This window comes from Cytobacillus sp. T106 (genome assembly GCF_040492155.1).
Taxonomy (GTDB): domain Bacteria; phylum Bacillota; class Bacilli; order Bacillales; family Cytobacillaceae; genus Bacillus_AB; species Bacillus_AB infantis.
Window position 1 is genome coordinate 692,932 of the sequence record NZ_JBEUMK010000001.1, and the last position, 22,385, is coordinate 715,316.

At 46.1% G+C, this 22,385-nt stretch carries 21 protein-coding genes; 15 read left to right on the top strand and 6 right to left on the bottom strand.

The annotated features are described in order from the left end of the window. Nucleotides 1-19 precede the first annotated feature (19 nt). The 7 genes from ABU165_RS03490 (at nucleotide 20) to ABU165_RS03520 (ending at nucleotide 5,244) form a co-directional block, all read left to right on the top strand. On the top strand, nucleotides 20-868 hold the full coding sequence (locus ABU165_RS03490) for a ComEC/Rec2 family competence protein (protein WP_022544127.1): 849 nt from the start codon (nucleotides 20-22) through the stop codon (nucleotides 866-868). Between the two features lie 243 nt (nucleotides 869-1,111). Next, nucleotides 1,112-1,282: a YpmA family protein gene (locus tag ABU165_RS03495; RefSeq protein WP_009791259.1), complete on the top strand. Its 171-nt coding sequence runs from the start codon at nucleotides 1,112-1,114 to the stop codon at nucleotides 1,280-1,282. A gap of 14 nt (nucleotides 1,283-1,296) precedes the next feature. Beyond that, on the top strand, nucleotides 1,297-1,770 hold the full coding sequence (locus ABU165_RS03500) for a cell wall elongation regulator TseB-like domain-containing protein (RefSeq protein ID WP_094767165.1): 474 nt from the start codon (nucleotides 1,297-1,299) through the stop codon (nucleotides 1,768-1,770). Nucleotides 1,771-1,801: 31 nt separating this feature from the next. Continuing rightward, on the top strand, nucleotides 1,802-2,986 hold the full coding sequence (locus ABU165_RS03505; protein ID WP_035401134.1) for a pyridoxal phosphate-dependent aminotransferase: 1,185 nt from the start codon (nucleotides 1,802-1,804) through the stop codon (nucleotides 2,984-2,986). A 227-nt stretch (nucleotides 2,987-3,213) separates the two neighbouring features. Further along, complete coding sequence (locus ABU165_RS03510; RefSeq protein ID WP_318059501.1) at nucleotides 3,214-3,921, top strand: DnaD domain-containing protein; 708 nt, start codon at nucleotides 3,214-3,216, stop codon at nucleotides 3,919-3,921. Between the two features lie 145 nt (nucleotides 3,922-4,066). Beyond that, nucleotides 4,067-4,714, top strand: coding sequence for an endonuclease III (gene nth, locus ABU165_RS03515; protein WP_009791255.1), 648 nt, complete (start codon nucleotides 4,067-4,069; stop codon nucleotides 4,712-4,714). Further along, nucleotides 4,714-5,244 (top strand): YpoC family protein, encoded by a 531-nt coding sequence (locus ABU165_RS03520; RefSeq protein ID WP_318059500.1) that lies wholly within the window; start codon nucleotides 4,714-4,716, stop codon nucleotides 5,242-5,244. Before nth ends, ABU165_RS03520 begins: the two co-directional genes overlap by 1 nt. 38 nt (nucleotides 5,245-5,282) lie before the next feature. Here the strand turns inward: ABU165_RS03520 and ABU165_RS03525 are convergent, their stop codons facing one another. Together ABU165_RS03525 and recU are read right to left on the bottom strand one after the other, a co-directional pair. Beyond that, nucleotides 5,283-8,033 (bottom strand): PBP1A family penicillin-binding protein, encoded by a 2,751-nt coding sequence (locus ABU165_RS03525; RefSeq protein ID WP_318059499.1) that lies wholly within the window; start codon nucleotides 8,031-8,033, stop codon nucleotides 5,283-5,285. A 34-nt stretch (nucleotides 8,034-8,067) separates the two neighbouring features. Beyond that, on the bottom strand, nucleotides 8,068-8,679 hold the full coding sequence (gene recU / locus ABU165_RS03530; protein WP_094767168.1) for a Holliday junction resolvase RecU: 612 nt from the start codon (nucleotides 8,677-8,679) through the stop codon (nucleotides 8,068-8,070). Nucleotides 8,680-8,818: 139 nt separating this feature from the next. Between recU and ABU165_RS03535 the strand changes: the two genes are divergently transcribed. The 3 genes from ABU165_RS03535 to ABU165_RS03545 all read left to right on the top strand — a co-directional run bounded on the left by ABU165_RS03535 (nucleotide 8,819) and on the right by ABU165_RS03545 (nucleotide 11,235). Continuing rightward, a complete protein-coding gene (locus ABU165_RS03535) occupies nucleotides 8,819-9,805 on the top strand; it encodes a DUF2515 domain-containing protein (RefSeq protein WP_318059498.1) in 987 nt (328 codons plus the stop codon). Between the two features lie 708 nt (nucleotides 9,806-10,513). Beyond that, nucleotides 10,514-10,777, top strand: coding sequence for an exodeoxyribonuclease VII small subunit (locus ABU165_RS03540; protein ID WP_094767170.1), 264 nt, complete (start codon nucleotides 10,514-10,516; stop codon nucleotides 10,775-10,777). An 89-nt stretch (nucleotides 10,778-10,866) separates the two neighbouring features. After that, a complete protein-coding gene (locus ABU165_RS03545; protein ID WP_240683980.1) occupies nucleotides 10,867-11,235 on the top strand; it encodes a YppE family protein in 369 nt (122 codons plus the stop codon). A gap of 83 nt (nucleotides 11,236-11,318) precedes the next feature. Here the strand turns inward: ABU165_RS03545 and ABU165_RS03550 are convergent, their stop codons facing one another. Next, nucleotides 11,319-11,525 carry a YppF family protein gene (locus ABU165_RS03550; protein WP_022544120.1) on the bottom strand — a complete coding sequence of 69 codons (207 nt, stop codon included), beginning with the start codon at nucleotides 11,523-11,525 and terminating at the stop codon, nucleotides 11,319-11,321. Between the two features lie 190 nt (nucleotides 11,526-11,715). Between ABU165_RS03550 and ABU165_RS03555 the strand changes: the two genes are divergently transcribed. The 3 genes from ABU165_RS03555 (at nucleotide 11,716) to ABU165_RS03565 (ending at nucleotide 15,665) form a co-directional block, all read left to right on the top strand. Then, nucleotides 11,716-12,261: a YppG family protein gene (locus tag ABU165_RS03555; protein WP_009791245.1), complete on the top strand. Its 546-nt coding sequence runs from the start codon at nucleotides 11,716-11,718 to the stop codon at nucleotides 12,259-12,261. A 151-nt stretch (nucleotides 12,262-12,412) separates the two neighbouring features. Further along, nucleotides 12,413-13,276: an ABC transporter permease subunit gene (locus ABU165_RS03560; protein WP_009791244.1), complete on the top strand. Its 864-nt coding sequence runs from the start codon at nucleotides 12,413-12,415 to the stop codon at nucleotides 13,274-13,276. Then, nucleotides 13,269-15,665: an ABC transporter permease subunit gene (locus ABU165_RS03565; RefSeq protein ID WP_009791243.1), complete on the top strand. Its 2,397-nt coding sequence runs from the start codon at nucleotides 13,269-13,271 to the stop codon at nucleotides 15,663-15,665. The genes ABU165_RS03560 and ABU165_RS03565 overlap by 8 nt, the downstream gene beginning before the upstream one ends. 115 nt (nucleotides 15,666-15,780) lie before the next feature. Here ABU165_RS03565 and ABU165_RS03570 read toward each other — a convergent pair whose 3' ends face one another. The 3 genes from ABU165_RS03570 to ABU165_RS03580 form a co-directional block, all read right to left on the bottom strand. After that, nucleotides 15,781-16,260 carry an Hsp20/alpha crystallin family protein gene (locus ABU165_RS03570; protein WP_224952031.1) on the bottom strand — a complete coding sequence of 160 codons (480 nt, stop codon included), beginning with the start codon at nucleotides 16,258-16,260 and terminating at the stop codon, nucleotides 15,781-15,783. Between the two features lie 88 nt (nucleotides 16,261-16,348). Next, a complete protein-coding gene (locus ABU165_RS03575) occupies nucleotides 16,349-17,266 on the bottom strand; it encodes a peptide ABC transporter permease (RefSeq protein WP_094767173.1) in 918 nt (305 codons plus the stop codon). Further along, nucleotides 17,263-18,165 carry an ABC transporter permease subunit gene (locus ABU165_RS03580; RefSeq protein ID WP_094767174.1) on the bottom strand — a complete coding sequence of 301 codons (903 nt, stop codon included), beginning with the start codon at nucleotides 18,163-18,165 and terminating at the stop codon, nucleotides 17,263-17,265. The genes ABU165_RS03575 and ABU165_RS03580 overlap by 4 nt, the downstream gene beginning before the upstream one ends. 253 nt (nucleotides 18,166-18,418) lie before the next feature. Here ABU165_RS03580 and ABU165_RS03585 point away from each other — a divergent pair, with 253 nt between their 5' ends. Both ABU165_RS03585 and ABU165_RS03590 read left to right on the top strand, forming a co-directional pair. Continuing rightward, nucleotides 18,419-20,722, top strand: a complete 2,304-nt coding sequence (locus ABU165_RS03585) for a DEAD/DEAH box helicase (protein WP_311224691.1) — start codon at nucleotides 18,419-18,421, stop codon at nucleotides 20,720-20,722. Next, nucleotides 20,706-22,019: a ribonuclease H-like domain-containing protein gene (locus ABU165_RS03590; RefSeq protein WP_009791236.1), complete on the top strand. Its 1,314-nt coding sequence runs from the start codon at nucleotides 20,706-20,708 to the stop codon at nucleotides 22,017-22,019. The genes ABU165_RS03585 and ABU165_RS03590 overlap by 17 nt, the downstream gene beginning before the upstream one ends. Nucleotides 22,020-22,385 lie beyond the last annotated feature (366 nt).

Consider the following 22,385-nt stretch of genomic DNA (forward strand, 5'->3'; position numbering starts at 1 on the left):
AGCATTGGAGGAATTCTGGATGAATATGCTATTCGCCTTTCTTATGTTGTTCACAAGCTGGTACTATGTCCCGGTTGAATCTCCATCCCTGCCCGCAGAAGTAAAAAGCATTGATTTAAAGCTAAAACGGAATGAGCTGGCAATCACGTTTTTTTCCCTGCAGGAAGGAGAATCTGCCTTAATTCAGCATCCGGATGGGGAGAATATTCTTATTAATACAGGCGGTGAAGGCTCTGGAGAAGAGCTGTCAAGGCTGCTTGGACTATATAATGTGGAACAAATATCGACTATTATCATGACAGAAGAAGATGTGAACTCCATGGTGAACGCCGGAAGCATCATAAGGGAATTCGGTGTTAAGCAGCTCGTTGCAGGCCAGGGGCTGGCCCGGAAAAGGATGGAAGAGCTTGAAGAGTTCGATGAGGTGAATATCCATATATGGAGCGCGGGCACAAAGCAGCAGCTTTTCCATAATTTGAAGGCAGAGGTCCTGTTCGAAAATGAAAACCCGAAAGAAGGTATGGACCTTGAGCTTACACTTATGAAGCATAAGGTGCTGCTGCTCAATTCCAGCAGCCTCGATGCAGAAAAGGCCCTTCTCAAAAAAAATCTTTCGGATGTAAATATAGTGAAAATGCCAGGCTTCGGGGAGGGCAATTCGGTCTCAGGGCAGCTGATTAAACATCTTGATCCTCAGATCGCCGTCATCTTCCAGTCAAGGAAAGTAAAGCCTGATGAAGATCTTTTTAAAATGCTGCATGAAGCATGGATCGATGTTTATTATACCGGGGTCCATGGAACGGTCACAATAAAGTTCACTGATTTGAATTATGAGGTGATCACAATTTCCCCGGGTGAGGCAGGATAGCCTGTATGTCATATAGGACGCGCAGGCACACAGGAATATACAAAAAAGCTGCGCATGATTGCGCAGCTAAAAGACGTTGTGGACTAGAAGAAAATTTTTGGTGAATCATGCATCTTTGGTTAACGGATGATAACATCACCTGTTATAATATTGGCAAAGACCTGTTATATGGATAGTATAAGCTGTCCGGGCTGTATTATCAGCTGCAATATTTGTCAAAGGTCCGGAGAGAGGAGCAGAACAATGGAAAGCAAAATAGAAGTGCTGTCGACTGTAAAAATCACCAACAGCCCCGATTTGTATAAAATCGTCGATTCATTGAATAGAACATTAAAGGAGAAAGATTTAATGTTCGGCCTGGCACTTGACCAGGAAGATCAAAATAAAGCGGTATTCACCATTTATCGTACATAAAGCAGAGTGATAATATGAAAAAATGGATCATCATCAGCATCATTGCGGCAGCCATTCTGATCGGGATAGCTGCTAAAGTGTATATTGCTTCAACAGAACCGGTCAAAGCAGCTTCAGAAAAAGCGTTTGAGAGGGCAAAAGAAGAGACTGCACTCGAGAGAATGGACAGTTTTACCCTTTATCACGGACAGGAAACCTTCTACGTCCTGCAGGGACAGGATAAAGCAGGAACAGAACTCATTGTCTGGGTTCCTGAGAAAAAAGGGAAGCCGGTTGTCAAAAATGCAAAAGACGGCATATCTAAACAAGAAGCGATTGATATAGTTAAAAGGGAAAAGCAGCCAAAAGAGATCATTTCTGCAAAGCTGGGGATGGAAAAGGGCTTTCCTCTCTGGGAAGTGTATTACCGCTCTAATGGCGGTCTGATCAATTATTATTATATTCATTTCGAAACTGGGGAAATGCTCAAGCGGATTGAAAATTTATGATGAGGATGAAATGGAGGCGCAAGCTATGAAAATAAAGCTAGCAGGCAGGGTGGAGGCGCTGACGCCTTCTTCCACGCTGGCGATAACAGCTAAAGCAAAGGAACTGAAAGCACAGGGCCGCGATGTAATTGGGCTGGGGGCAGGAGAGCCGGACTTCAACACGCCGCAGCATATCATAGATGCTGCATTGGCTTCAATGAATGAGGGGAACACGAAATATACTCCATCTGCAGGTCTTCCTGCGCTGAGAGCCGAAATAGCTGCAAAGCTTAAAAAAGACCAGGGGCTTGACTACAAAATCAATGAAACCTTTGTCGGAAGCGGAGCAAAGCATGTGCTGTACACCCTGTTCCAGGTGCTTCTTGATGAAGGAGATGAGGTCATCATCCCTACGCCGTACTGGGTCAGCTATCCTGAGCAGGTAAAGCTGGCTGGCGGGATCCCTGTTTATGCAGAAGGCTCTGAGGAAAATGGGTTTAAAATCACTCCGCAGCAGCTGAAGGATGCGGCTACAGAGAAAACCAAAGCAGTCATCATCAACTCTCCAAGCAACCCGACCGGAATGCTTTATACGGAGGAAGAGCTGAAGGCGCTTGGGGAAGTGTGCCTTGAGAAAGGCATCCTGATCGTATCGGATGAAATATACGAGAAACTTGTATACAGCAATAACCGCCATGTGTCCATAGCACAGCTGTCACCTGAATTAAAAGAGCAGACCATCATCGTGAATGGTGTTTCTAAATCGCATTCGATGACAGGCTGGAGAATCGGCTATGCAGCTGGCGGCAGCAGGATCATCAAGGCAATGACCGATCTGGCTAGCCACAGCACTTCAAATCCGGCCACTGCTTCCCAGTACGGCGCCATTGCCGCTTATGCCGGCACACAGGATCCGGTCGAGGAAATGAGGCAGGCATTTGAAGGCAGGCTGGAAGAGATTTACGGAAAGCTTGTGTCTATACCGGGATTCACCTGCATTAAGCCGCAGGGCGCATTTTATTTATTCCCGAATGCCAGGCAGGCAGCCGAAATGACGGGCTATAAAGATGTAGATGCATTCGCCGAAGCGCTTCTTGAGGAAGCCCTGGTAGCGGTCATTCCCGGTTCTGGATTCGGTGCTCCGGACAATATCCGCCTTTCCTACGCAACTTCGCTTGAATCTTTGGAAGAGGCTGTTGAACGTATACGCAGGTTTGTGGCAGAAAAGGCCCAGTGATCTAAATGGCATAACAGCAGGCGAGACGTTTTCGCGCCTCATGAATGGCCAATGCTCTTTTCCGCTTACAGCATAAAAGGGAAATAAAGAGATCCGCTTACGCGGATTTTTTTATTCATATGCACTCATGCCCTGTGCTGTTTCAGACCTAATTTCTGGCAGCGTTGCCTGTTATTCTCCTTACTGGCCCTGAATGTTCATGATATACTTTAAAGGAGGTGTCCAGGATGAAAGACAATATTATCAAGTGGCTCCAGGAAGGGAGCCTGTCCATACCAGGTGCCCTCTTGGCCCGCTATCATAAAATGAATATAACTGAACAGGAACTCGTCCTGCTTTTGCATATATCGTCCTTTATTGAAAAAGGCAGAGACTTTCCTACCCCGAATGAAATTTCGTCCCGAATGACGATTTCTGATACAGCATGCACCGATATGATCCGGAAACTGATCCAGAAAGGATTTATTGAAATTCTTGACGGCTTTTCGGATGAGGGAATACGCTTTGAAAAGTATTCGCTTGAACCCCTTTGGGAAAGGGTGGTTGACCAATTCCTCCTCGAAGACAAACAAAAGGATCTTAAATCCCATCAGCAGGAAGAGATGGATCTGTATACATGCTTTGAAAAAGAATTCGGAAGGCCGCTTTCGCCTTTTGAATGTGAAACGCTGGCAATGTGGATGGATGATGACCACCATGACCCTGCCATCATTAAAGCGGCATTGCGGGAGGCAGTTATATCCGGTAAGCTTAATTTCCGTTATATCGACCGTATTTTATTCGAATGGAAGAAAAATGGGATTAAGACAATTGAACAGGCGAAGAGCTTTGGACGCAAATTCCGTCAAAACCAGCCGCAGTCTTCAAGGCAAAAAACGGATGAACGTCCTGTTCAGCAAAAATCAATTCCTTTTTACAACTGGCTTGAGCAATAATGTTAATGGCGGGGGACTTCTCCCGCCCTTTTTGTATGATTTCCTGAATGCTCCCTCCAGGTGCTTGAAGAGCGTTTGGAAGGACAGGATATAGAGAAAAGGTTAAGATAATGAAAACATATTTAAATACAGAGTGGTGATACAAATGCTGAATAAAACACAAATCAGGCATTGCCTGGATGTTATGGGCGAAATGTTCCCTGATGCCCATTGCGAGCTTCATCATGAAAACCCTTTTGAACTTGTTATTGCAGTGGCCCTTTCTGCTCAATGTACAGATGCGCTGGTCAACAAGGTTACCAAAAACCTGTTTCAAAAATATAAAACGCCAGAGGATTATTTAGCTGTTTCCCTTGATGAGCTGCAAAACGACATCAGGTCGATCGGCCTGTTCAGGAACAAAGCAAAGAACATCCACAAGCTCTGCAGGCTCCTTATCGACGAGTATAATGGGATTGTCCCGCATGACAGGGACGAATTGACAAAGCTGCCCGGGGTAGGAAGGAAAACGGCAAATGTCGTCGTTTCTGTGGCTTACGATGTGCCTGCAATCGCTGTAGATACCCATGTGGAAAGGGTCAGCAAACGCCTCGGGTTCTGCAGGTGGAAGGATTCTGTTCTTGAAGTAGAGAAAACACTGATGAAAAAGGTGCCTGAAGAAGAATGGTCAGTTACGCACCATCGGATGATCTTTTTTGGCCGATATCACTGCAAGGCGCAAAACCCCCAGTGCGAAATCTGCCCGCTCCTTGACCTTTGCAGGGAAGGCCGGAAAAGGATGAAGAGGAAATAATGGCGGATAGCGAAAAAATCATGCTGCAGGTGTCTCCTGAAGTCTACGATCCATTTCTGGTGGGAGAGGAGGAAGCCTGGGAGCCAGCTTGGGCAGATGAGTTTCAGGCAGATGCGATCTTCATCTATGAGATTGCTTTTTATAATGGGATTGAAGCGCTCAGGCCATGGGAGAAGGCGGAAGAGTTCTTTCCCGCAAGGATTGAACAGTGGGAGGAGGTAAAATCCTCCATTGCTGCTTTGCATGGGAAACGGGAGAGGTTGGGATTGGCGGAATTGATGAGGTCTGCTATAGGCATCTTCGTTCAAATGCTGTTCTGGACCAACGGACAGCCGGCCAGGCTGGATACTCCTAAAGAGTTTATGCTATTGAATGTTAAGCCAGCTAACTTAAATGAACGGCTGGATTTTGTTTTGTCCAGTCCGCTTCTTTATCATTCGTTCATTCAATTATGTGAGCTGCAGGCTGAACTAGAAAAGCAGCGCCAAAAGAAAGCAAGCATAGAAAAAGCGTTTAAGCATAAAGCTTAAACGCTTTTTACATTTAGACTTTTGAAAGATGCGCCGGATTAATTGCTTCCGTCAGACCCGGTTCCGCTGCCTGATCCGGATCCGCTCCCGGAGCCAGAACCTCCAGATCCTGTGCCGGACCCTCCAGAACCGGAGCCGGTTCCGCTGCCTGATCCGGACTGTCCTCCATTCTGGCCGGTTTGCCCGGACTCACCGCCGGAGCCGGATTCACCCTCAGAACCGCTGTCGTCACCTTCTCCGTCATCTTCTTCATTTCCTCCGTTGCCATTTCCGTTGCCGTTGCCGTTGCCATTGCCATTGCCATTGCCGTTGCCGTTGCCGTTGCCAGGATTCTGATTGTCTTCCTCATTTTCCTCATCATTCTGGTTAGCATCGTCATCCTGACTGCCGTCTTCCCCATCTTCAGTTTCTTCCTGTCCATCATCCTCAGGAGCTCCCGGGATGGTGACAGAAACAGAAGCAGGATCGCTGCGCATATCATCTCTAAATGCTGTAACGCTGAAAGTGTATGTGCTTCCAGGGGAAGGAGCAGTGAACCTTAAGCCTTTTTCAGCCGTTACCGTAGGCTGCTGGCCGCTGCCGTCAACCGAAGCATTCACCTCGAATTGCACGCCTTCTTCTGAACCATATTCCCAGCCAACCACGACTTCATTGGCTTCTGGATCAAATACTGCAGATAAGCCTTGCGGCGCATCAAGTTTGTCGTATTTCTTTGAAACCTGTGTAGGAGCTTCTCCTTTAACTGCATATTCAGTAAGGATCTGGTCGCTTGGCGTATAGGCGCTTGCGAGCTTTGAAGTGCCTTTTTCAATCTTTACGACTTCTACGCTTTTCGGCATTTTGAAGTCAGGTGTTTCTTTGCCTTCAGACACATGGGCAATCAGGTTTTTAAATAGATTTTGAGCTATTTTCTGGTCTCTACCGTTTGAAGGAAGATAATTCTTCCTGTCTTTATAGCCAGTCCATACGGCCGCTGTATAATTCGTTGTATATCCGGCAAACCAGGCATCTGGAACCGCCCCGTCAGGAACATTGTACTTGGATAATTCTTCATTGCTATAATTGGTTGTTCCTGTCTTCCCGGCGATCGGCAGGCCTTGCACATTAGCCTGCTGGCCGGTGCCATAAGAATCCTTTACAACGCTCTTGAGCATATCTGTGATCATAAAGGCTGTATAGTCCTTCATGACAACCTTGGATTCCGGAGCCAAATCGAGCTTTGTGCCGTCTCTAAGCTCTACGCTTTTGACTGTATGAGGAGTATTGTATATGCCGTTGTTTCCAAAGGCACTGTAGGCTCCGGCCATCTGCATGGAAGAAACCCCTTTTCCAAGCCCTCCTATGGCATAAGATTCGAAAATTTCGTCCAGAGGTATGCCGAGATCGACTGCAAAATCCTTAGCCCGATCAAGTCCTACTTCCTGAAGAGCCATGACCGCAGGGACATTCCGTGAACGGGCGAGTGCTTCTCTCATGCTCATCGGCCCCATATGCCTGCCGTCCCAGTTGTTGAATTTGGTGCCGTCGGAATACGTATAAGGTTTATCATCCAGAGTATAGTAAGTGCCCCATTTTAAATGTTCAATAGCGGGACCATAGTCGAGCACAGGTTTAATGGTAGAACCTGGCTGGCGCTTTTGGTCAGTGGCATAGTTGAAGCCAAACTCTACTTCAGGATTTCGGTTTCCGCCAAGGGCCCGGATTTCCCCTGTCTTTGTATCCAGGAGTGTTATGCCTGCCTGGAATTCTTCATTTGGAAATTCTACAATTTCATTGCCGTTAAGCATTGTTTCCACATATTCCTGTGCATCTTTGTCCAGTGTTGTGTATATTTTGAGTCCGTCTGTAAAGACATTAATCGTTCCATATTTTTCGTTGATTTCAGCAATGGCCTGCCCGATGAAGGAATCATAAGGTATGTCTCCATTGATTTTTCGATTCTCTTCGGCGACCAGGGAGGATGTGACCGGAATCTTCTTGGCCGCTTCCATTTGTTCTTTTGTGATGTATCCATGCTTATTCATCAGCGTCAGTACAATATTCCGCCTTTTTTCCGCCTTGTCAGGGTGGTTGAAGGGATTGTAATTGTTCGGGCTTTGCGGCAGTCCTGCAAGCAGTGCTGCTTCGTGAAGCTCCAGATCCTTCAGCGGCTTGCCGAAGTATGTTTCTGAAGCAGTCGCGAACCCGTAAGAGTATTGCGACATATTCACTTTGTTCATATAAAGCTCTAATATTTCATGCTTTGTATATTTACGTTCCAGCTGGATGGCCAGCCATGCTTCCTGAGCTTTACGGGAAAGCTTTTTATCAAACTCGAGGAAATAGTTTTTGGCTACCTGCTGGGTGATGGTGCTCGCTCCTTCTGCACCAAAGCCTTCTGTGATGTTGGCAAGGACTGCACCGCCGAGGCGGATCGGATCAATGCCATGATGTTTATAAAAGCGGGAGTCTTCTGTTGCAATGACTGCTTCCTCAACGATCTTTGGTATGTCCTCATACTCGACATAATCCCTGTTTTCGGAACCGATGGTTGCAATCTGCTCCCCGTTCATATCATAAATTTCAGATGCGATAGCGGATTTCAGCTTCTCTTCATCAAGCTTTGGCGTATCTTTGACCATGTATGCAAATGCACCGGCTCCGATGATGATGCCGGCAAGCCCGAGTGCGATCAGCACCAGAAATATCTTTTTGAAGATACCGCCTTTTTTCTTTTTGGGAGTTTTTTTCTTGGTGCCGGCAGACTGCTGCTTCCGGCGTTCCTCCCTTGAGTTGTAGTTTTCTGCCATATATATATTCATCCTTTCTTACATCTGCATAAAATCATGTAAGATTATAAAGATAATCTATTACTTTAATATAGTCAATCCTGGGCTGGAAGCCAAGCTGGATCCTATGGCCATTTTCTTCTATTTCCGTTTTCGCAATGGATTTGCGCCCGCCATTCTCCATCCTCTCCCAAAAAGGGAAAAGGGAGCAGGCTTCTAAAAGGAAGATTTCTTCGCTCTCTGAGAAACGGAGCAGCACAAAGCAGATCCCCCCCTGGGCAACTATCCTGCGCATATGGGATATCTGGTGGGCATGGAAGTTCTTAAGAGGAAAAGAAGTGCTATTCTTCGTTTCCTTTGCTTCAAAATCAATATATCTTCCTTTATAAAGGCCATTATAATCTGTGGTTGAGGCTTGCTTGAAATAGGCCTCCTTAATAACCGCAGCACTTCTTTTAGGATAGTCAACATTCACAATCTGGACTGGCGTGGGCTTTTTATGGATTACAGCCAGCCCCCTTTCCAGGTAAAAAGCATTTGTTTCATTTATATCATCCTCTAGTGTCATCCCCCTGTTGGAATATGTCCATTTTTTCTCCTTTTTCACAGGCGCAGCAGCCGCCTTTTGCGGCAAATACTTTCGTCCGTTTGGGTAGTGGAAATTCAATTGCATTCACCTGCCTGTTTTCATTGTGCCGCTATGCCGGCAATCGCTCACTACTCATCATACCAAAAGTGCCGGCTGGAATGTTGAATAAAAAGCACCAAAAAGTGAACGATAACAACAGTGAGCAAGGAGGTTTGCTTTGAGAAAAACAGCCAATTTCACATTTGACAGCTCCGAACGGATGCTCGCAGAGGAAATCCGTTCGATTGCGGATCATTATAACAAAGATAATATCAGCAGAACCCATGCATATTTCGACTATTATCAATCCCACCCGGACATCCACTGGGCTTTCCTGGCGAGTATGGTTTCCAGAAATGCAGGCTGGAATATGTGCGATTTGGAAGAGGCGTCATTGTCCTGCCTCCTTGGACCGGAAATCAGGGAGCGGCTTTTCCTTACATATGAGCGTGCCAATTGGCTCATTTTCTCAGATGCCTTTCCACAGCTGCTTCTCTATGAATATTCGACGAAAAAAAACTCGCCAATGTTTCATCTCCTGCCATTCTTTCATGTGTCTTCATTTATGGAAAAAGAATGGAACCGCTATTGGCAGGAGGGGGACCGGGAAAGATTAATGATTGCCCTGATAATAAATGAACAAAACCTGATCCAGCGCCCTGTGATTGAACATCCGGTGTATAAAAGGAGGGTGTTCCATTCACTGTTTTTTTCCATCCAGGACTGGATGCATTTCAGCTCGGTCCTGTTTCCAACCTGCAGCGGCCAGCTTTATGGAGCAAGTGTAAAGAAGTTCAGGAAAACGGACGAAAGAATCATGCTTGGAAAAAGGCTTGCAGGGATTCTGTTCTCACCCGCTCATTTTCCGGAGTTCCTGAATTTTGCAGGAAAAGTGCCTCACACGGGATCAAGGTTGGATTACGAACAATTCCTCAATGGCGGGACAAAGCGGGCTTTGCAAACCTTAAAAGATACTTACCCCGTTATCAGCCATCACATACATGAAAAGCATGATTGGTCAAAGGAGAGAGGAGTCAGCCCTGAGTGGTTTGCAGAAGAAGGGGAGACAGAAGAGCCTGTCCTGATGACAGAATGGTTCCTGCATAAGCAGAGGCAGCTGGAACGGGCAGCGGGATTAAAGAAGTTTATTTGTTTTAAAAGGTAAACGCAGTCCGGCATTGCGGATCAGCTGGAGCGGGATATAGTTCACCAGCTGGCGCTGCTTTTTAAAGAAAAACCGAAAAACAGCGGTTCTAGAACATGAGGCTGGAACCACTATTCCGCTATAAACGAAAAATAGTGGTTCTAGAACCCCACACTGGAACCACTATTCCGGCAAAACCGAAAAATAACGGTTCTAGAACACCAGCCGGAACCGCAATGCTGACAAGTTCAAAATATAATAACCCAGGTCCAAATTACAGACTCCAATCTTCCTCTATCCTATTGAATGAAGTTCCTGGATTAAGGAACCTTGGTTTTACTAAAACCAATTCATAATCTGCTCAGCCATCAATACAAAAAAAAGCAAGGGATCCCCCTTGCTTTCATCAGGTGGAAGGTCTGTCCGGGCCTTCCAGCTTTTTGCTGCCGAATCCAGTTTTCGTTTCTTCCTGCTTTTTTGGCTGAACCTTATTTTGTTTTTCCTTGTTTGCCATCTTTCAACACCTCCATCCTTTAGTGTGTTCAATCACCAATATTTCATCCATTCAAGATGTGTCGAAACGCTCTTTGTTCCATTGAAAAATATAACTATCTTTGGCGAATCGCTTCTAGTTTTGTCAGGGGTGAAGGGAAGTGAAAAGAGAAGGCGAATACAGTGAATAGCAAAAAGCCGTACAGTCGGAGATATATGAAAAAGGGAGGTTATATGATGAAACACACTTCACAGAAAGAAGAATTGCTCCATATGCTGAATGAGATATATGACCAGCTGGAAGAATTGGATGCAGCACTTGAGACAAGCCTTTCAAAATTCAGGGGAGAAATGGCGGAGGAACATCAGCAAAAGATGATATATTGCGAATCAAGGCTGGCCAATGCTGAAAATCGGCTTCAGGAAATCGGGAAAAAGGACGGCAGGGACCGAAAGATGACAGGCGGTAATGACAGCATTAAGCTTGAATTGGGCTATTAGGTTGTCTAAAATAAAGAATGATCTTTAGTAGCTGGATACCCACGCTACTTTTATTTTTTTGGACAAATATCCAACTGGAGATGAAATATATGGACGAGGTAAAACATTTAGACAGGCTGACTAGAGAGCTGCTGGAATGCACGGAGGAAGCGGCAGGCCATTACCGCCAGGCGCGGGAAAGGGGAACCAAGCCTGATTTCTATGCGGAAGTAAAGCCTTTTGCCGATCATAGCAAACAGCTGCTGGACGAGTGGGCCTATCAGGCTGCCGGCTGGATCGCGGAAAACAGGCCCAAGAACCTGCATGAAAATCAGATCAGTTCGGCAGCGGAGCATATAGAACTGATTACTGTCCAATGCTTCTTCCCGGAAACAAGCCGGACCCGTTTCATTAATTACTATAACTCCACCAAATATGTCCTCAATGTCCTCCTTGGCCATTTAGACGAAAAAAAATAAAGCCTGCAGGACAATTGTCCGCAGGCTAAGCTTTTTTTTTGATTAAAGTTATGCGGCCCGTGTCCCGCTATACCCTCCGGGGATCAATTCTGCAGATTTGCTGCTGCGGTGAAGGAACAGTCAGCTACGGCTCCCTGTGCTTCAAGCTCACGAATAAGGTTGCGGTATTCATTAATGGTGATCTCATTGTGGATATAGGCTTTCTTGGCGAAATCCAATAATTCATTGACGCTCTCGGGGCTATAATCTTTCAGCTGCAAAAATTTCAGTCTCAGTTCGTGAATGTTCATTAATGTTCCTCCTCCGCCTTTTCCCATATCGTATCATGAAACAAAAAAGTTTCTCCGTTTTTAAAAAATTGAAACTTCCGACAAAATTCATCATAAGCAGACAAAACCGGATAATCTTACCTGCAATGCACAAATTGGGCAGATGCATCATAATTTAAAGTAGCGATCAGTATTAGGAGGATGTCTGCCCATGTTTCAAAAAAACAGAAGATTTCCGGCACGAGTGCAGCAGCCAGGGGGCAGCGGCATATACGGCCGGCACAGATACTATTCCGCATTTCCAATGCAAGGAAGCCCCCAGGCCCAATATCAGCCCCAGGCTTTTGCCGGCAGTCAATCAGCATACTTCATTCCTTTCCAGCAGGCACATAATCCGCCGCCCTATTTCCAGGGCTATCAGCATCAAATGCAGCCGCCCATTCAGCCTCAAGTCCAGCCGCAGGCCCAGCAGCCTGTAAGCCAGGGGCTTTTTCAAAATCCGCTGCAGCAGGAGGAAGCATATCAGCAGCCGCAAAGCCAGCAGCCCCATAATCCTTACCCTTATATGAATCCATACCCCAAGCAGTCTTTCATGGCAAAGCAGCCTTCGGGAGTCCAGTCGATCATGAATTCCTTTAAAGGCCAGGATGGATCCCTTGATTTCAACAAAATGATGAATACAGCCGGCCAAATGATGAGCGCAGTTAATCAGGTCTCATCTATGGTCAAAGGGCTGGGAGGCATATTCAAAGTATAAAGAACAGCTGAGGGAGGCTGTTCTTTTCTATGTGGCTTTCACCAATATAAAACCGAAAATTTCGGAATTCATGGAATATTATTGACAAAATTGTGAAGGGATTGGAAAATGGAAACATTGACTGTAGGTCATATAAAAAGGGGTGGTCAATATGCTTAGGCAAATACAGCAGCTTATCATCGTGGTATTGCTTATCCTGCTCATTGCCTCACTGCCGTTAATGGTAACCGCAGATCCGGAAACACAATCGCTGAGCTTTGATCCGGGTGCGCTGCCGCAGGTATACGGCGAATTTTTCACACAAATAGCAGACGGGGATTTAGGTACATATCAGCAGGGGACGAGGACACGGTCCATCGGGGAGGATATCGGGCGGTTCTTTATCACAAGCCTGAAAATCATGGAAGCGGGGATCCTGGCAGCGGTCGTGCTCAGCCTGGTTTTCGGTGTCTTTATCAGCAGGTTCCGGGCAGCCAGGGGATTCAATTATATCCTTAACATTCTGGCATCCATTCCGGATTTCATCATTATTGTTGCCAGCATGATCCTTGCCGTGAAATTTTATAAAATGACGGGGATCAGGATCATTTCCCTGAGGCCGGATTCCGGTGCGCTGAACACGTGGTTTCCGACAGTGCTTGTGGCGATAGCCCCCACATTGTATCTGTTTAAGCTGGTGGCAGTGAAATACTATCAGCTGAGCGGCGAAGATTATATCAGGACCGCGGTGGCTAAAGGGATGCGGCTGGATTATATCAATCTTCAGCATGTTTTTAAAAACATCGAGCCTTTTATCCTGGCGGAAATGACAAAGGTGATTTCGCTTGGGATAGGAAATTTATTTATCGTTGAATACATAATGAACGTTTCAGGAATCACGAAATTCATTTTCCAGGCTAATGGATTCCAGCCCATTGCGATCGGCTTGTTCGCAATGCTTTTGATGTCGCTGATCGTTTATCTTTCTATCAGATTATTATTTTACTTATTTAAGCGGGTGCTGATCCATGAATAAGCTGCTCAGAGTGAATTACTCATTATATATTGGCGTATTTCTAGTCAGTGTTCTGCTTTTCTTTGCTGTTTTCGGGCCGTATTTGGCGCCCCATCAATTATCTGAAGCGCTGGAGACACAGTATCGGGATGGAAAGGTGCTCGCACCGCCGATCCAGCCGTTTGAATCTGGCGAATATCCATTGGGGACTGACAGATGGGGCTATGATATTGCATCCATGATTCTAAATGGCCTGAAATACACAGTTTTCATCGCGATTGCCGTAACTTTTATCAAGATGGTGCTGGGTACCATTATCGGTTTGTATGTGGGGACCTGGAAGCGGACACCGGGATGGCTGCTGGCGTTTGAAAATGCGTGGAGCTTTGTCCCGCTGTTTCTGATCGTTTACTTTTTCTTCAGAGGAATCAACACGCTGTCATTCATTCCGACATGGAAGCTTATCATGCTGTTCATCCTGATCACTTCCCTTGTCAGCATTCCAAGCATTGTCTCATCTGTCCGGCAGAAAACGGCAGAGCTGAACAAATCTGTATACATTGAAGCTGCCAGGGCATTGGGGGCAGGGAGGCACAGGCTGATCTGGAAACATATTTTCCCTCAGCTCAAAGAAACATTTCTTGTCATGTTCATTCTTGAGATTGTCTATGTGATCACGATCATGGGGCAGCTTGGCCTGCTGGAGATCTTTGTCGGCGGTACAAGGGTCACCTATGATCCGCTCCTGTTTCACTCCATAACGAAAGAGCTGGCAGGGCTGGTCGGCCAGGCAAGGGGAAATATTTATGGGAACCTTCATATTTTAATGGTGCCCCTTGCAGTCTTATTGATCACGACCATTTCATTCAGCCTTCTGGCCAATGGCATGAAAAACCGATTCCAGTCCAATTACCAGAGAACACCTTGGATCAAAACCGGACAGGAGCCAAAGCTGAAGCCAGTAAGGAAAAATTATATAGCCCAAAAAGGAAGGAAGCTGCTGTCGCCTGAACCGATGGCGCTTATAATCCTTTTGATCCTCTTTATCAGTGCCGGCACTTATGTGTATGCCACAAAGGATCAGGATATAGGGGTGAAAAACTTCAGCCAGGCTGAATATGACCTGAGCCTTAAGATGAACAAGCAAGGAGAATTCTCATCGACAGCCAATATTGAAGTGAAGAATGAGTCAGAGGATGAATGGGATAAGCTGGTGTTCTATTTTATACCGAATGTATTCAAGGAAGGCCATTCGTTTCAAAGCGTGGAAGGCTACGCCTCCGTCACTCTGAATCACATCAAGGTGGACGGGAAGGAAGCGGATTATGAACTGAAGGATGATACCTTAAGCGTCTTCCTTTCAGAAAAAATGGATAAAGGCGATAAAGGCAAAGTTGAGATAAACTATGAGTTCACCCTTCCTGAAAAAGGAAATCGTTTCTCAAAAGTGGATAAAAATTATTACCTTGCCCAATGGTACCCGATGCTGGCAACCTTCCGTGAGCATAAATGGAATAAGGAGAAGTATTCCGAAGGGCTGGAAACCTACCATACCGATTTTTCAGATTACAAGGTTTCCTATGATATACCAAAAGGCTACACGATTGCCTCAACAGCAGATGAAGACCCGCCAGCCTCTGAAACCAGGGGAACTTTGAAGGCTGAAAAGGTCAGGGACTTTTTCATCAGTATCCTTAAAGATACAAAGGTATATGAAGCAGAAGCAAAAGAGGGGGTTAAGGTAAGGCTCTTTACGGAGGATGATCATAACAAAGATCCTGAACAGTCGCTTGATCTTGCCAAAAAGGCTCTTTCCTTCTACCAGGATAAAATAGGGGAATATCCTCATGAAACGCTTGATGTCGTCCTGGATGAAGGTCAGTTTATGGAATATCCCGGCATCGTTACGATCAATCCGTATATTGAGGATTCGTATTTCTACCAGGTTTCCATCGTTCATGAGATCGCCCATCAGTACTTCTACGGAACCGTTTCTAATGATCCTTATTATGAAGCATGGGTGGATGAGGGGATTACCGAGTTTGCAACCAGCATGTATTTCTATGCGGGAAAAGGCGAGGGGGAAATTAAGGCTTTTTCTCTTCCTCTTAACCGGATGAAGAGCATAGAAGAAGAATCAGTTAAACGACAGCATTCAAATGTGCCGCTGGATGAAGTGTCGCATAACGGATATGTGTATGGCCAGCCGGCAGTGAAGCTGCTCGAATTAGTCAATAACCGTTTCATGGTCAAAGGCAATGACCCGCGTATTGTGGGGATGGAGTTCCTCTCAGCGTACTACGAAAAGTTTAAATTCAAAGAAGTGGATTCGAAAATGTTTGCGGATTTTGCCGCAGACTACTTTCTTGTCCCGAAAGGCTATTTTACCGACTGGCTGACGCTTGAATAATATTCTGCCGTCTGGAATGCCGCATGTAAAAAGCTCCCTTGCTGCAATTGCAAGGGAGCTTTTCGGCCTGTAAAGAGGAACTTTGGCTGCCTTTGGCAGGTGAGCTCAATAGGCATTAATTATTTTCATCAATGATGATTTTCTTGCCTGACTGCTTAGGTATCCGGATGATCAGCAGGCCGTCCTGGTAAGAAGCCCTGACCTTTTTTTCATTGATAGTCTGCGGAAGCGGGATGGTCCTGGATGATTGCTGCATCGTCTGCTTCCGGCTGAAGGTCCTGTGTTTATCATCTTCCTGGAGTAAGGTTTCCGCGTGGCTGACTGAAATGGTAATATAATTATCCAGTACATCAATATGGATCTGCTCCCTTTTTATCCCCGGCAGCTCTGCTGTAATATGATGCTCTTTATCGGTTTCAGATACCCGGACAGAAAAGGCACTCTGCGGAAACGGAGTTTTAAAGAAATCATCAATGCTCTGCAAGAACCCTTTGACGGGTTTTTCCTGAAAGAATGTGTTCATCGATTTCATGATATCGCTGAATGGCTCATTTTTCTCTTTCTTTTTTGGGCCATCAGGCAGCTGTGAAGACATCCATGCATCTCCTCCCAAAACAGAATCTTGGGATATATTATGCAATCAGCGCCCGATTGGTCCCTTTGAGAAAGACTCACCCTCTTACTTATAGATACCTGATTTTCCGCGCAAAAATATTTTTGATCCCCTGGGAAAGGAGATTGAAGGTGAATATAGAAAAAGTCATGAACAAGGCTGCAAAGAATGGAATCCAGATCGGGCCCCGGATGTCGATAAACGCATCTTTTAGAAGCATCGGCCAGGAGATGGATGTGTTGACAAATTCCCATAGCCCTGTTGGCGTCTGGACAAACTGCTGGGAAATGAAGATGCCGACAAAGCCTAGCTGTCCCAGGAGGAACATTACTTTTCCCAGATCTGAGATCATATAGACCAGGATTTTCCCATACAGAAAAGGCATATAATATCGTTTGAACATGGCAAAGGGAGTGGTTCCCGCTGCTATTCCCCCTGTAATGAACTCTTTTGATGATACTTCATCGAATTCCAATTTGATCATGTCGGCAGCCCTGGCTGCTTCAGAAAGGGCAACCACAAGGATCAGCCAGAAAGGCCGGTCTTTTGCAAACAATAAAGGCGGCAGATTAACGACCAGTATGACAATGATGATGGTCGGGATATAAGATAGGAAGCCATTCAGCCATTTCAGGACAGAATCGGCCGCCAGCACCTTTTTATGCGCCAGGAAAGCAAAGGGAATCGCCAATGCATATCTGAGGGCTGTAATGACAATCACAAGGAGAAGCGTTTCCTTGGCGCCAAGCACAATGATGCTCAGCAGATCCCTGCCCGATTTGTCCGTTCCGAGCGGGAAGTCTTCATTTGGCCCGTATGGCGGGATGACAGGCTTGCGGTTCTCATCCATAATATAAGTGATTGTGGACAGCTCCCGGTCTATAAAAGGGAGGAAAGGGCCGATGAAAGCAATAAATGCCAGGATCCCGAGACAAACCAGGCTTATAATAAATACACTATATTTTTTCCACTGAAATTTTCTGTTCATATCAGTTCACTTCCCCCTGCCCTTTTTGGCATAAAGAGATATTTAGCTGATTGAGAGGCCAGTATGGTTAAAAACATCAGCACCAGGAATGGAAGCATCAGCGCAAAAGAAGAAACATCATTATAATTCAGGATGCTTTTAAGCAGATTGTTTCCTGCTCCCTCGTAGCCGGATAACTTCTCCACGATCGGCAGGCTCGATAAGATATACAGCATAATGAACTGCGCCTGATTGAGAAGTGTCCCGGCACAGTTAAAAAGGATATGCAGATAAATCTTTTTCTTTCCCAGCCCTTTTGAGTAGGCTGTCCGGATGTAATCTTCCCCGCTTTCCTTGTCCATCGCAGCAGCGGTAAAATTGACCATATGAATGAAAGGGAAAAGTGTCAGTGAGATCATTGGGAGAAGAAAACTGTACCAATGCTCATGGCCGTATAGTGTAATCTGCGGAAATCCCCATTGAATCAGCTTGATCAATATATACTGCAGGCTCATATACAGAAAAAAATCCGGAACCGATGAAAACAGCCAGGACAAGGCTTCCTGAATTTTACCCCGCATACGGAGGCGCATCGAAAACTTTGCAATTCCTGCCAGTATTCCAGCTGCCATGCTGATAAAGAAAGCAGGAAGAATGATTCCGAGGCTTCTTTTCATATAAAGGATGGTTTCTTCGGACACCTTCCTTCCAGTCCGGCTCTCGCCAAATCCGTTTTCCTTCTGGATAAATTGAAAGAAGGATTGAATCTTATTTTTGTAGGCTTCTGCACTGAAAGGATAATCCATTTCAATGTGAAATGCGGAAGGCTGATGGATGACCGGTTCTCTTGGCAGCAGCAGAATCAATAGAAAGCTCGCCAGCACAAGGAGAAAAATGAACAGTTTTTTAAGTAACAGCATAAAACGATTGACCCCCATTCTTCTATATATCTGTTAAAATAGGTTAACCGCGGCCAAAGAGCCGCTTTCAAAAAAAATATATCTGAATTGTCGCAAATTTTATACCTTCAGTCAATTTACTTTTGGAAAAATCTGATAATCTTAAATTCGGGCTGTTTGGTTCCATTCCAGATAAATCCAACAGGAAAACAAAAGAAAATCCTTTTTGAACGAACGTTTATTCGGTAGAATGGGTGTATGAGGTGAACGGAAAATGAAGCTCAGGAAAAATCTCCAGGAGATATTAAAAGATTTAAAGATGACCGAAGAGTTCAAGGATAATATTGTCCATTGGCATACAATTGAAGAAAAAGAAGCAAAAACAGAGGATCTGCCGGAGGATATACATCCATCCTTGAGAAATGCTTTGGAAAAGCGGGGCATCAGCCGTCTTTATACACACCAGAGGTCTGCCTATGCGGCTGCTTCTGAAGGAAAAAGCCTTGTGGCTGTTACTCCAACTGCATCTGGAAAAACACTATGCTACAATCTTCCCGTCCTCCAGACGGCCATCAGCGATCCGAAGGCGAGGGCGTTGTATATATTCCCTACCAAAGCACTGGCCCAGGACCAGAAGAGTGAAATAAATGAATTGATCCAGGAAGCGGAGCTCCCTGTCAACAGCTACACGTATGATGGCGACACTCCGGCTAATATAAGGGAAAAAGTTAGGAAGGCAGGCCATGTTGTCATAACGAACCCTGATATGCTGCATTCGGCGATCCTTCCCCATCATACCAAATGGGTTTCTCTTTTTGAAAATCTCAAATATGTTGTCATTGACGAGGTTCATATTTACAGAGGCGTCTTCGGCAGCCATGTGGCAAACGTGATCCGCCGCCTCAGGCGCATCTGCCGTTTCTACGGGAGCGACCCGCTCTTCATCTGCACATCGGCAACCATTGCCAATCCGCTTGAGCTTGCTGAAAACCTGACGGAAAAGAAAATGGAGCTGATAGACAATAACGGGGCGCCAAGCGGAAGGAAGCACTTCTTGTTCTATAACCCGCCGATTGTCAATATACCGATGAATATTCGGCGAAGTGCCACGCTTGAAGCAAGGAAGCTGGCCGGGAGGCTTTTGAAAAACCGCATCCAGACTATTGTATTTGCCAGGAGCCGTGTCAGAGTCGAAATCCTGCTCACCTACCTCCAGGAGCTGGTCAAGCATCAGCTGGGGCCGAAAGCCATCAGAGGCTACCGGGGAGGCTATCTGCCGACAGAGAGAAGGGCGATTGAAAAGGGTTTGCGTGCGGGTGAAATCTACGGGGTCGTCAGTACAAATGCATTGGAGCTTGGCGTGGATATCGGCCAGCTTCAGGTATGCATCATGACGGGTTATCCGGGATCAATCGCAAGCTCGTGGCAGCAGGCGGGACGGGCAGGGCGGAGGCATGGCGAGTCTCTCGTCATCCTTGTTGCCAGCTCCAGCCCCCTGGACCAGTACGTCATTCAGAACCCGGACTATTTTTTCAATAAAAGCCCGGAAACGGCCAGGATCAATCCTGACAACCTCATCATTTTAATCGACCATATGAAGTGTGCCGCCTATGAGCTGCCATTTAAGTATGGGGAGAAATTCGGTACTGCCGATACGGAGGAACTTCTTGAATATCTGACAGAAGAAAGGGTGCTTTACCAAAACGGCGATAAATGGCATTGGATGAACGATTCTTTTCCTGCCCACAATATCAGCCTCCGGTCTGCATCACAGGAAAATGTCATCATCATTGACCAGTCCGACATTGCAAACGTGAAGGTGATAGGTGAAATGGACCGTTTCTCTGCGATGACGCTCCTGCATGATGAAGCCATTTACCTCCATCAGGGCACCCAGTTCCAGGTTGAGTATTTGGATTGGGATGAAAAGAAAGCGTATGTGAGGGAGGTTGATGTGGATTATTTCACAGATGCCAATCTTGCCGTTGAGCTGAAAGTGCTTGAAGAAGATAAAAACAGGTCACGCGGTGAAATGGAAATCGGATATGGCGATGTGAGCGTGCTGGCCATGGCAACGATATTCAAGAAGATCAAGTTTGAAACACATGAAAACATCGGTTCCGGGCCGATCCACCTGCCGCAGGAAGAGCTGCATACAAACTCGGCGTGGATATCCATCGGCAAGGAGCAGATCCAATTTGATGAAGACCGGATTGAAGAAGGATTGATCGGAACCGCACATGCACTCAAGCATATTGCCCCGCTGTTTGTCATGTGCGATCCGCAGGATATTTTCGTTGTACCGCAGGTAAAGGCTGCGCATAATGAGAAGCCGACCATCTTCTTTTATGACCGCTACCCGGGAGGCATAGGTCTGAGCGAAAAGCTCTATGATGGGATTGAAACGGTCATACAGAAGGCTGAAGGCATGGTAGCAGGCTGCTCCTGCGAGAACGGCTGTCCATCGTGCATTGGCACTGATTCAGCTATGAATACGGCCAAAAGCGATGTCTTGAAGCTTTTGGCATTATTCAGAAAAACGGCTATGGAGGGGGAGCGGTATGAGCCTCAAAAATAAGCTGAACCGATTAAAGCCTCATCTCTCAAAAGAACAGGGGAGTGAACCGGCTAAGCCTGTCAGGGCAGAAGAAGCTACTCAGGAATTTATGCTTCATGACCTATGGAAGGAAAACGGGGTTTTTCCATTCCATTTTGAGGACAGCTTCTGCCTCGTCAGGGAAAAGGAATATCCGCTAGACTGGAAGCATGGTAATTACCGGTTCTCTGATTTTGCGGCTGCAGTGAATGCCTGGAACAGCGGGGATGTATCCCATCCGCTTTCCTCTGCCGGGCATCAGCCTGATGAGCTGTTCTTCTTTGATACAGAAACAACGGGTCTTGGCGGCGGCACCGGAAACACGATTTTCCTGCTGGGGCATGCCAGTGTGACGCGTGATGGTGTGAAGCTCAAACAGCATATCCTTCCCCATCCCGGTGCAGAGGTGCCGCTTTATAAGAGCTTCCTGGACAGCGTGGATTATACAACCATGGTCACCTATAATGGCAAAGCTTTTGACTGGCCGCAGGTGAAGACAAGGCATACCCTTATCAGGGAACAGGTGCCCAAGCTTCCGCCTTTCGGGCATTTCGATCTTTACCACGCATCCCGAAGGATCTGGAAGCACAGGCTTGAGAGGCTGAAGCTTTCCATCGTCGAGAAGGAAGTGCTTGGCGTTGAGCGGAAAGATGATATACCAGGCTTCCTTGCACCGATGATCTATTTTGATTACGTGCAGACAAAGAACCCCGAAGGCATGCTCGGAATCCTGAAGCATAATGAAATCGATATCCTGTCGCTCATAACGCTGTACACACATCTTTCCTATCAGCTCCTTGGGCTGGACGGCAGCCGGACCGCTGCGGAAACCTATGAAGTAGGGCGGTGGTTTTCTTCTCTCGGCAACACTTCTTCTGCAAAAGCAGCCTTTGTGCAGGCAGCACAGACAGAGAATGAAGAGTCAGTGAAGGCCAGGAATGCACTCGCCTTTGAACACAAGAAACTGAAGGACTGGGAACAAGCGGCAGCCCTGTGGCAGGAATGCGCCGATTCGGAGGCAGATCCGAAAATTACGGCTGAATCCTCCATTGAACTGGCAAAATATTTTGAGCATCGCAGCAAAGACCTTGCGCGCGCAGTCCATTATGCTGAAAAAGCGAGAAAGGCGCTGGAAGCCGTTCCTGCACCAGGTACCTCAGATAAGCTCAAACCGGAAACAGATAAGAGGATCCGGAGACTCTATGCTAAGCTGGAAAAAGAACAGTCCCGGAATGATACCGCTTCTGCCGGTATAAAAAGCGCAGCATCAGGAAAATAACACCCTGGCTGCGTTTTTTTGTACCCAGAAAATCCGCTTTGCCCGCTGTAACAAAACTTTAATATTTCTATGTGTAAAAACCATTATTTATTAGTTGTCTGTACCTCATTGAAGCTGTAAAATTGAATGTTGTATGCTACATACAGTGAATAAAAAGAGTGAGGCTGGTTTGGATGTATAAAGCGATATTGTTCCTGTTTTTTGTTGTCATCTGTCTGACAGTCATTATTTTTTCCAGCATGAAGGACAGTTTTTATGTTATGCTGTAGCGAAAAAAACCCGGCAAATGCATAAAATTAGGTGTTTTCCTTAGTACAAGATTCCCCCTTTCATCATAACTTGTTAGTGTAAATATAACAGAATGAA

Bases quoted from the DNA above. Each gene is read 5' to 3' on its own strand.
- ABU165_RS03540 (WP_094767170.1), top strand. From the start codon at position 10,514: ATGAAACACACTTCACAGAAAGAAGAATTGCTCCATATGCTGAATGAG.
- ABU165_RS03545 (WP_240683980.1), top strand. From the start codon at position 10,867: ATGGACGAGGTAAAACATTTAGACAGGCTGACTAGAGAGCTGCTGGAA.
- ABU165_RS03590 (WP_009791236.1), top strand. From the start codon at position 20,706: ATGAGCCTCAAAAATAAGCTGAACCGATTAAAGCCTCATCTCTCAAAA.
- ABU165_RS03520 (WP_318059500.1), top strand. From the start codon at position 4,714: ATGGCGGATAGCGAAAAAATCATGCTGCAGGTGTCTCCTGAAGTCTAC.
- ABU165_RS03575 (WP_094767173.1), bottom strand. From the start codon at position 17,266: ATGAACAGAAAATTTCAGTGGAAAAAATATAGTGTATTTATTATAAGC.
- ABU165_RS03500 (WP_094767165.1), top strand. From the start codon at position 1,297: ATGAAAAAATGGATCATCATCAGCATCATTGCGGCAGCCATTCTGATC.
- ABU165_RS03525 (WP_318059499.1), bottom strand. From the start codon at position 8,033: ATGGCAGAAAACTACAACTCAAGGGAGGAACGCCGGAAGCAGCAGTCT.
- ABU165_RS03510 (WP_318059501.1), top strand. From the start codon at position 3,214: ATGAAAGACAATATTATCAAGTGGCTCCAGGAAGGGAGCCTGTCCATA.
- ABU165_RS03495 (WP_009791259.1), top strand. From the start codon at position 1,112: ATGGAAAGCAAAATAGAAGTGCTGTCGACTGTAAAAATCACCAACAGC.
- ABU165_RS03490 (WP_022544127.1), top strand. From the start codon at position 20: ATGAATATGCTATTCGCCTTTCTTATGTTGTTCACAAGCTGGTACTAT.
- ABU165_RS03560 (WP_009791244.1), top strand. From the start codon at position 12,413: ATGCTTAGGCAAATACAGCAGCTTATCATCGTGGTATTGCTTATCCTG.
- nth (WP_009791255.1), top strand. From the start codon at position 4,067: ATGCTGAATAAAACACAAATCAGGCATTGCCTGGATGTTATGGGCGAA.
- ABU165_RS03585 (WP_311224691.1), top strand. From the start codon at position 18,419: ATGAAGCTCAGGAAAAATCTCCAGGAGATATTAAAAGATTTAAAGATG.
- ABU165_RS03550 (WP_022544120.1), bottom strand. From the start codon at position 11,525: ATGAACATTCACGAACTGAGACTGAAATTTTTGCAGCTGAAAGATTAT.
- ABU165_RS03565 (WP_009791243.1), top strand. From the start codon at position 13,269: ATGAATAAGCTGCTCAGAGTGAATTACTCATTATATATTGGCGTATTT.
- ABU165_RS03555 (WP_009791245.1), top strand. From the start codon at position 11,716: ATGTTTCAAAAAAACAGAAGATTTCCGGCACGAGTGCAGCAGCCAGGG.
- ABU165_RS03580 (WP_094767174.1), bottom strand. From the start codon at position 18,165: ATGCTGTTACTTAAAAAACTGTTCATTTTTCTCCTTGTGCTGGCGAGC.
- ABU165_RS03570 (WP_224952031.1), bottom strand. From the start codon at position 16,260: ATGTCTTCACAGCTGCCTGATGGCCCAAAAAAGAAAGAGAAAAATGAG.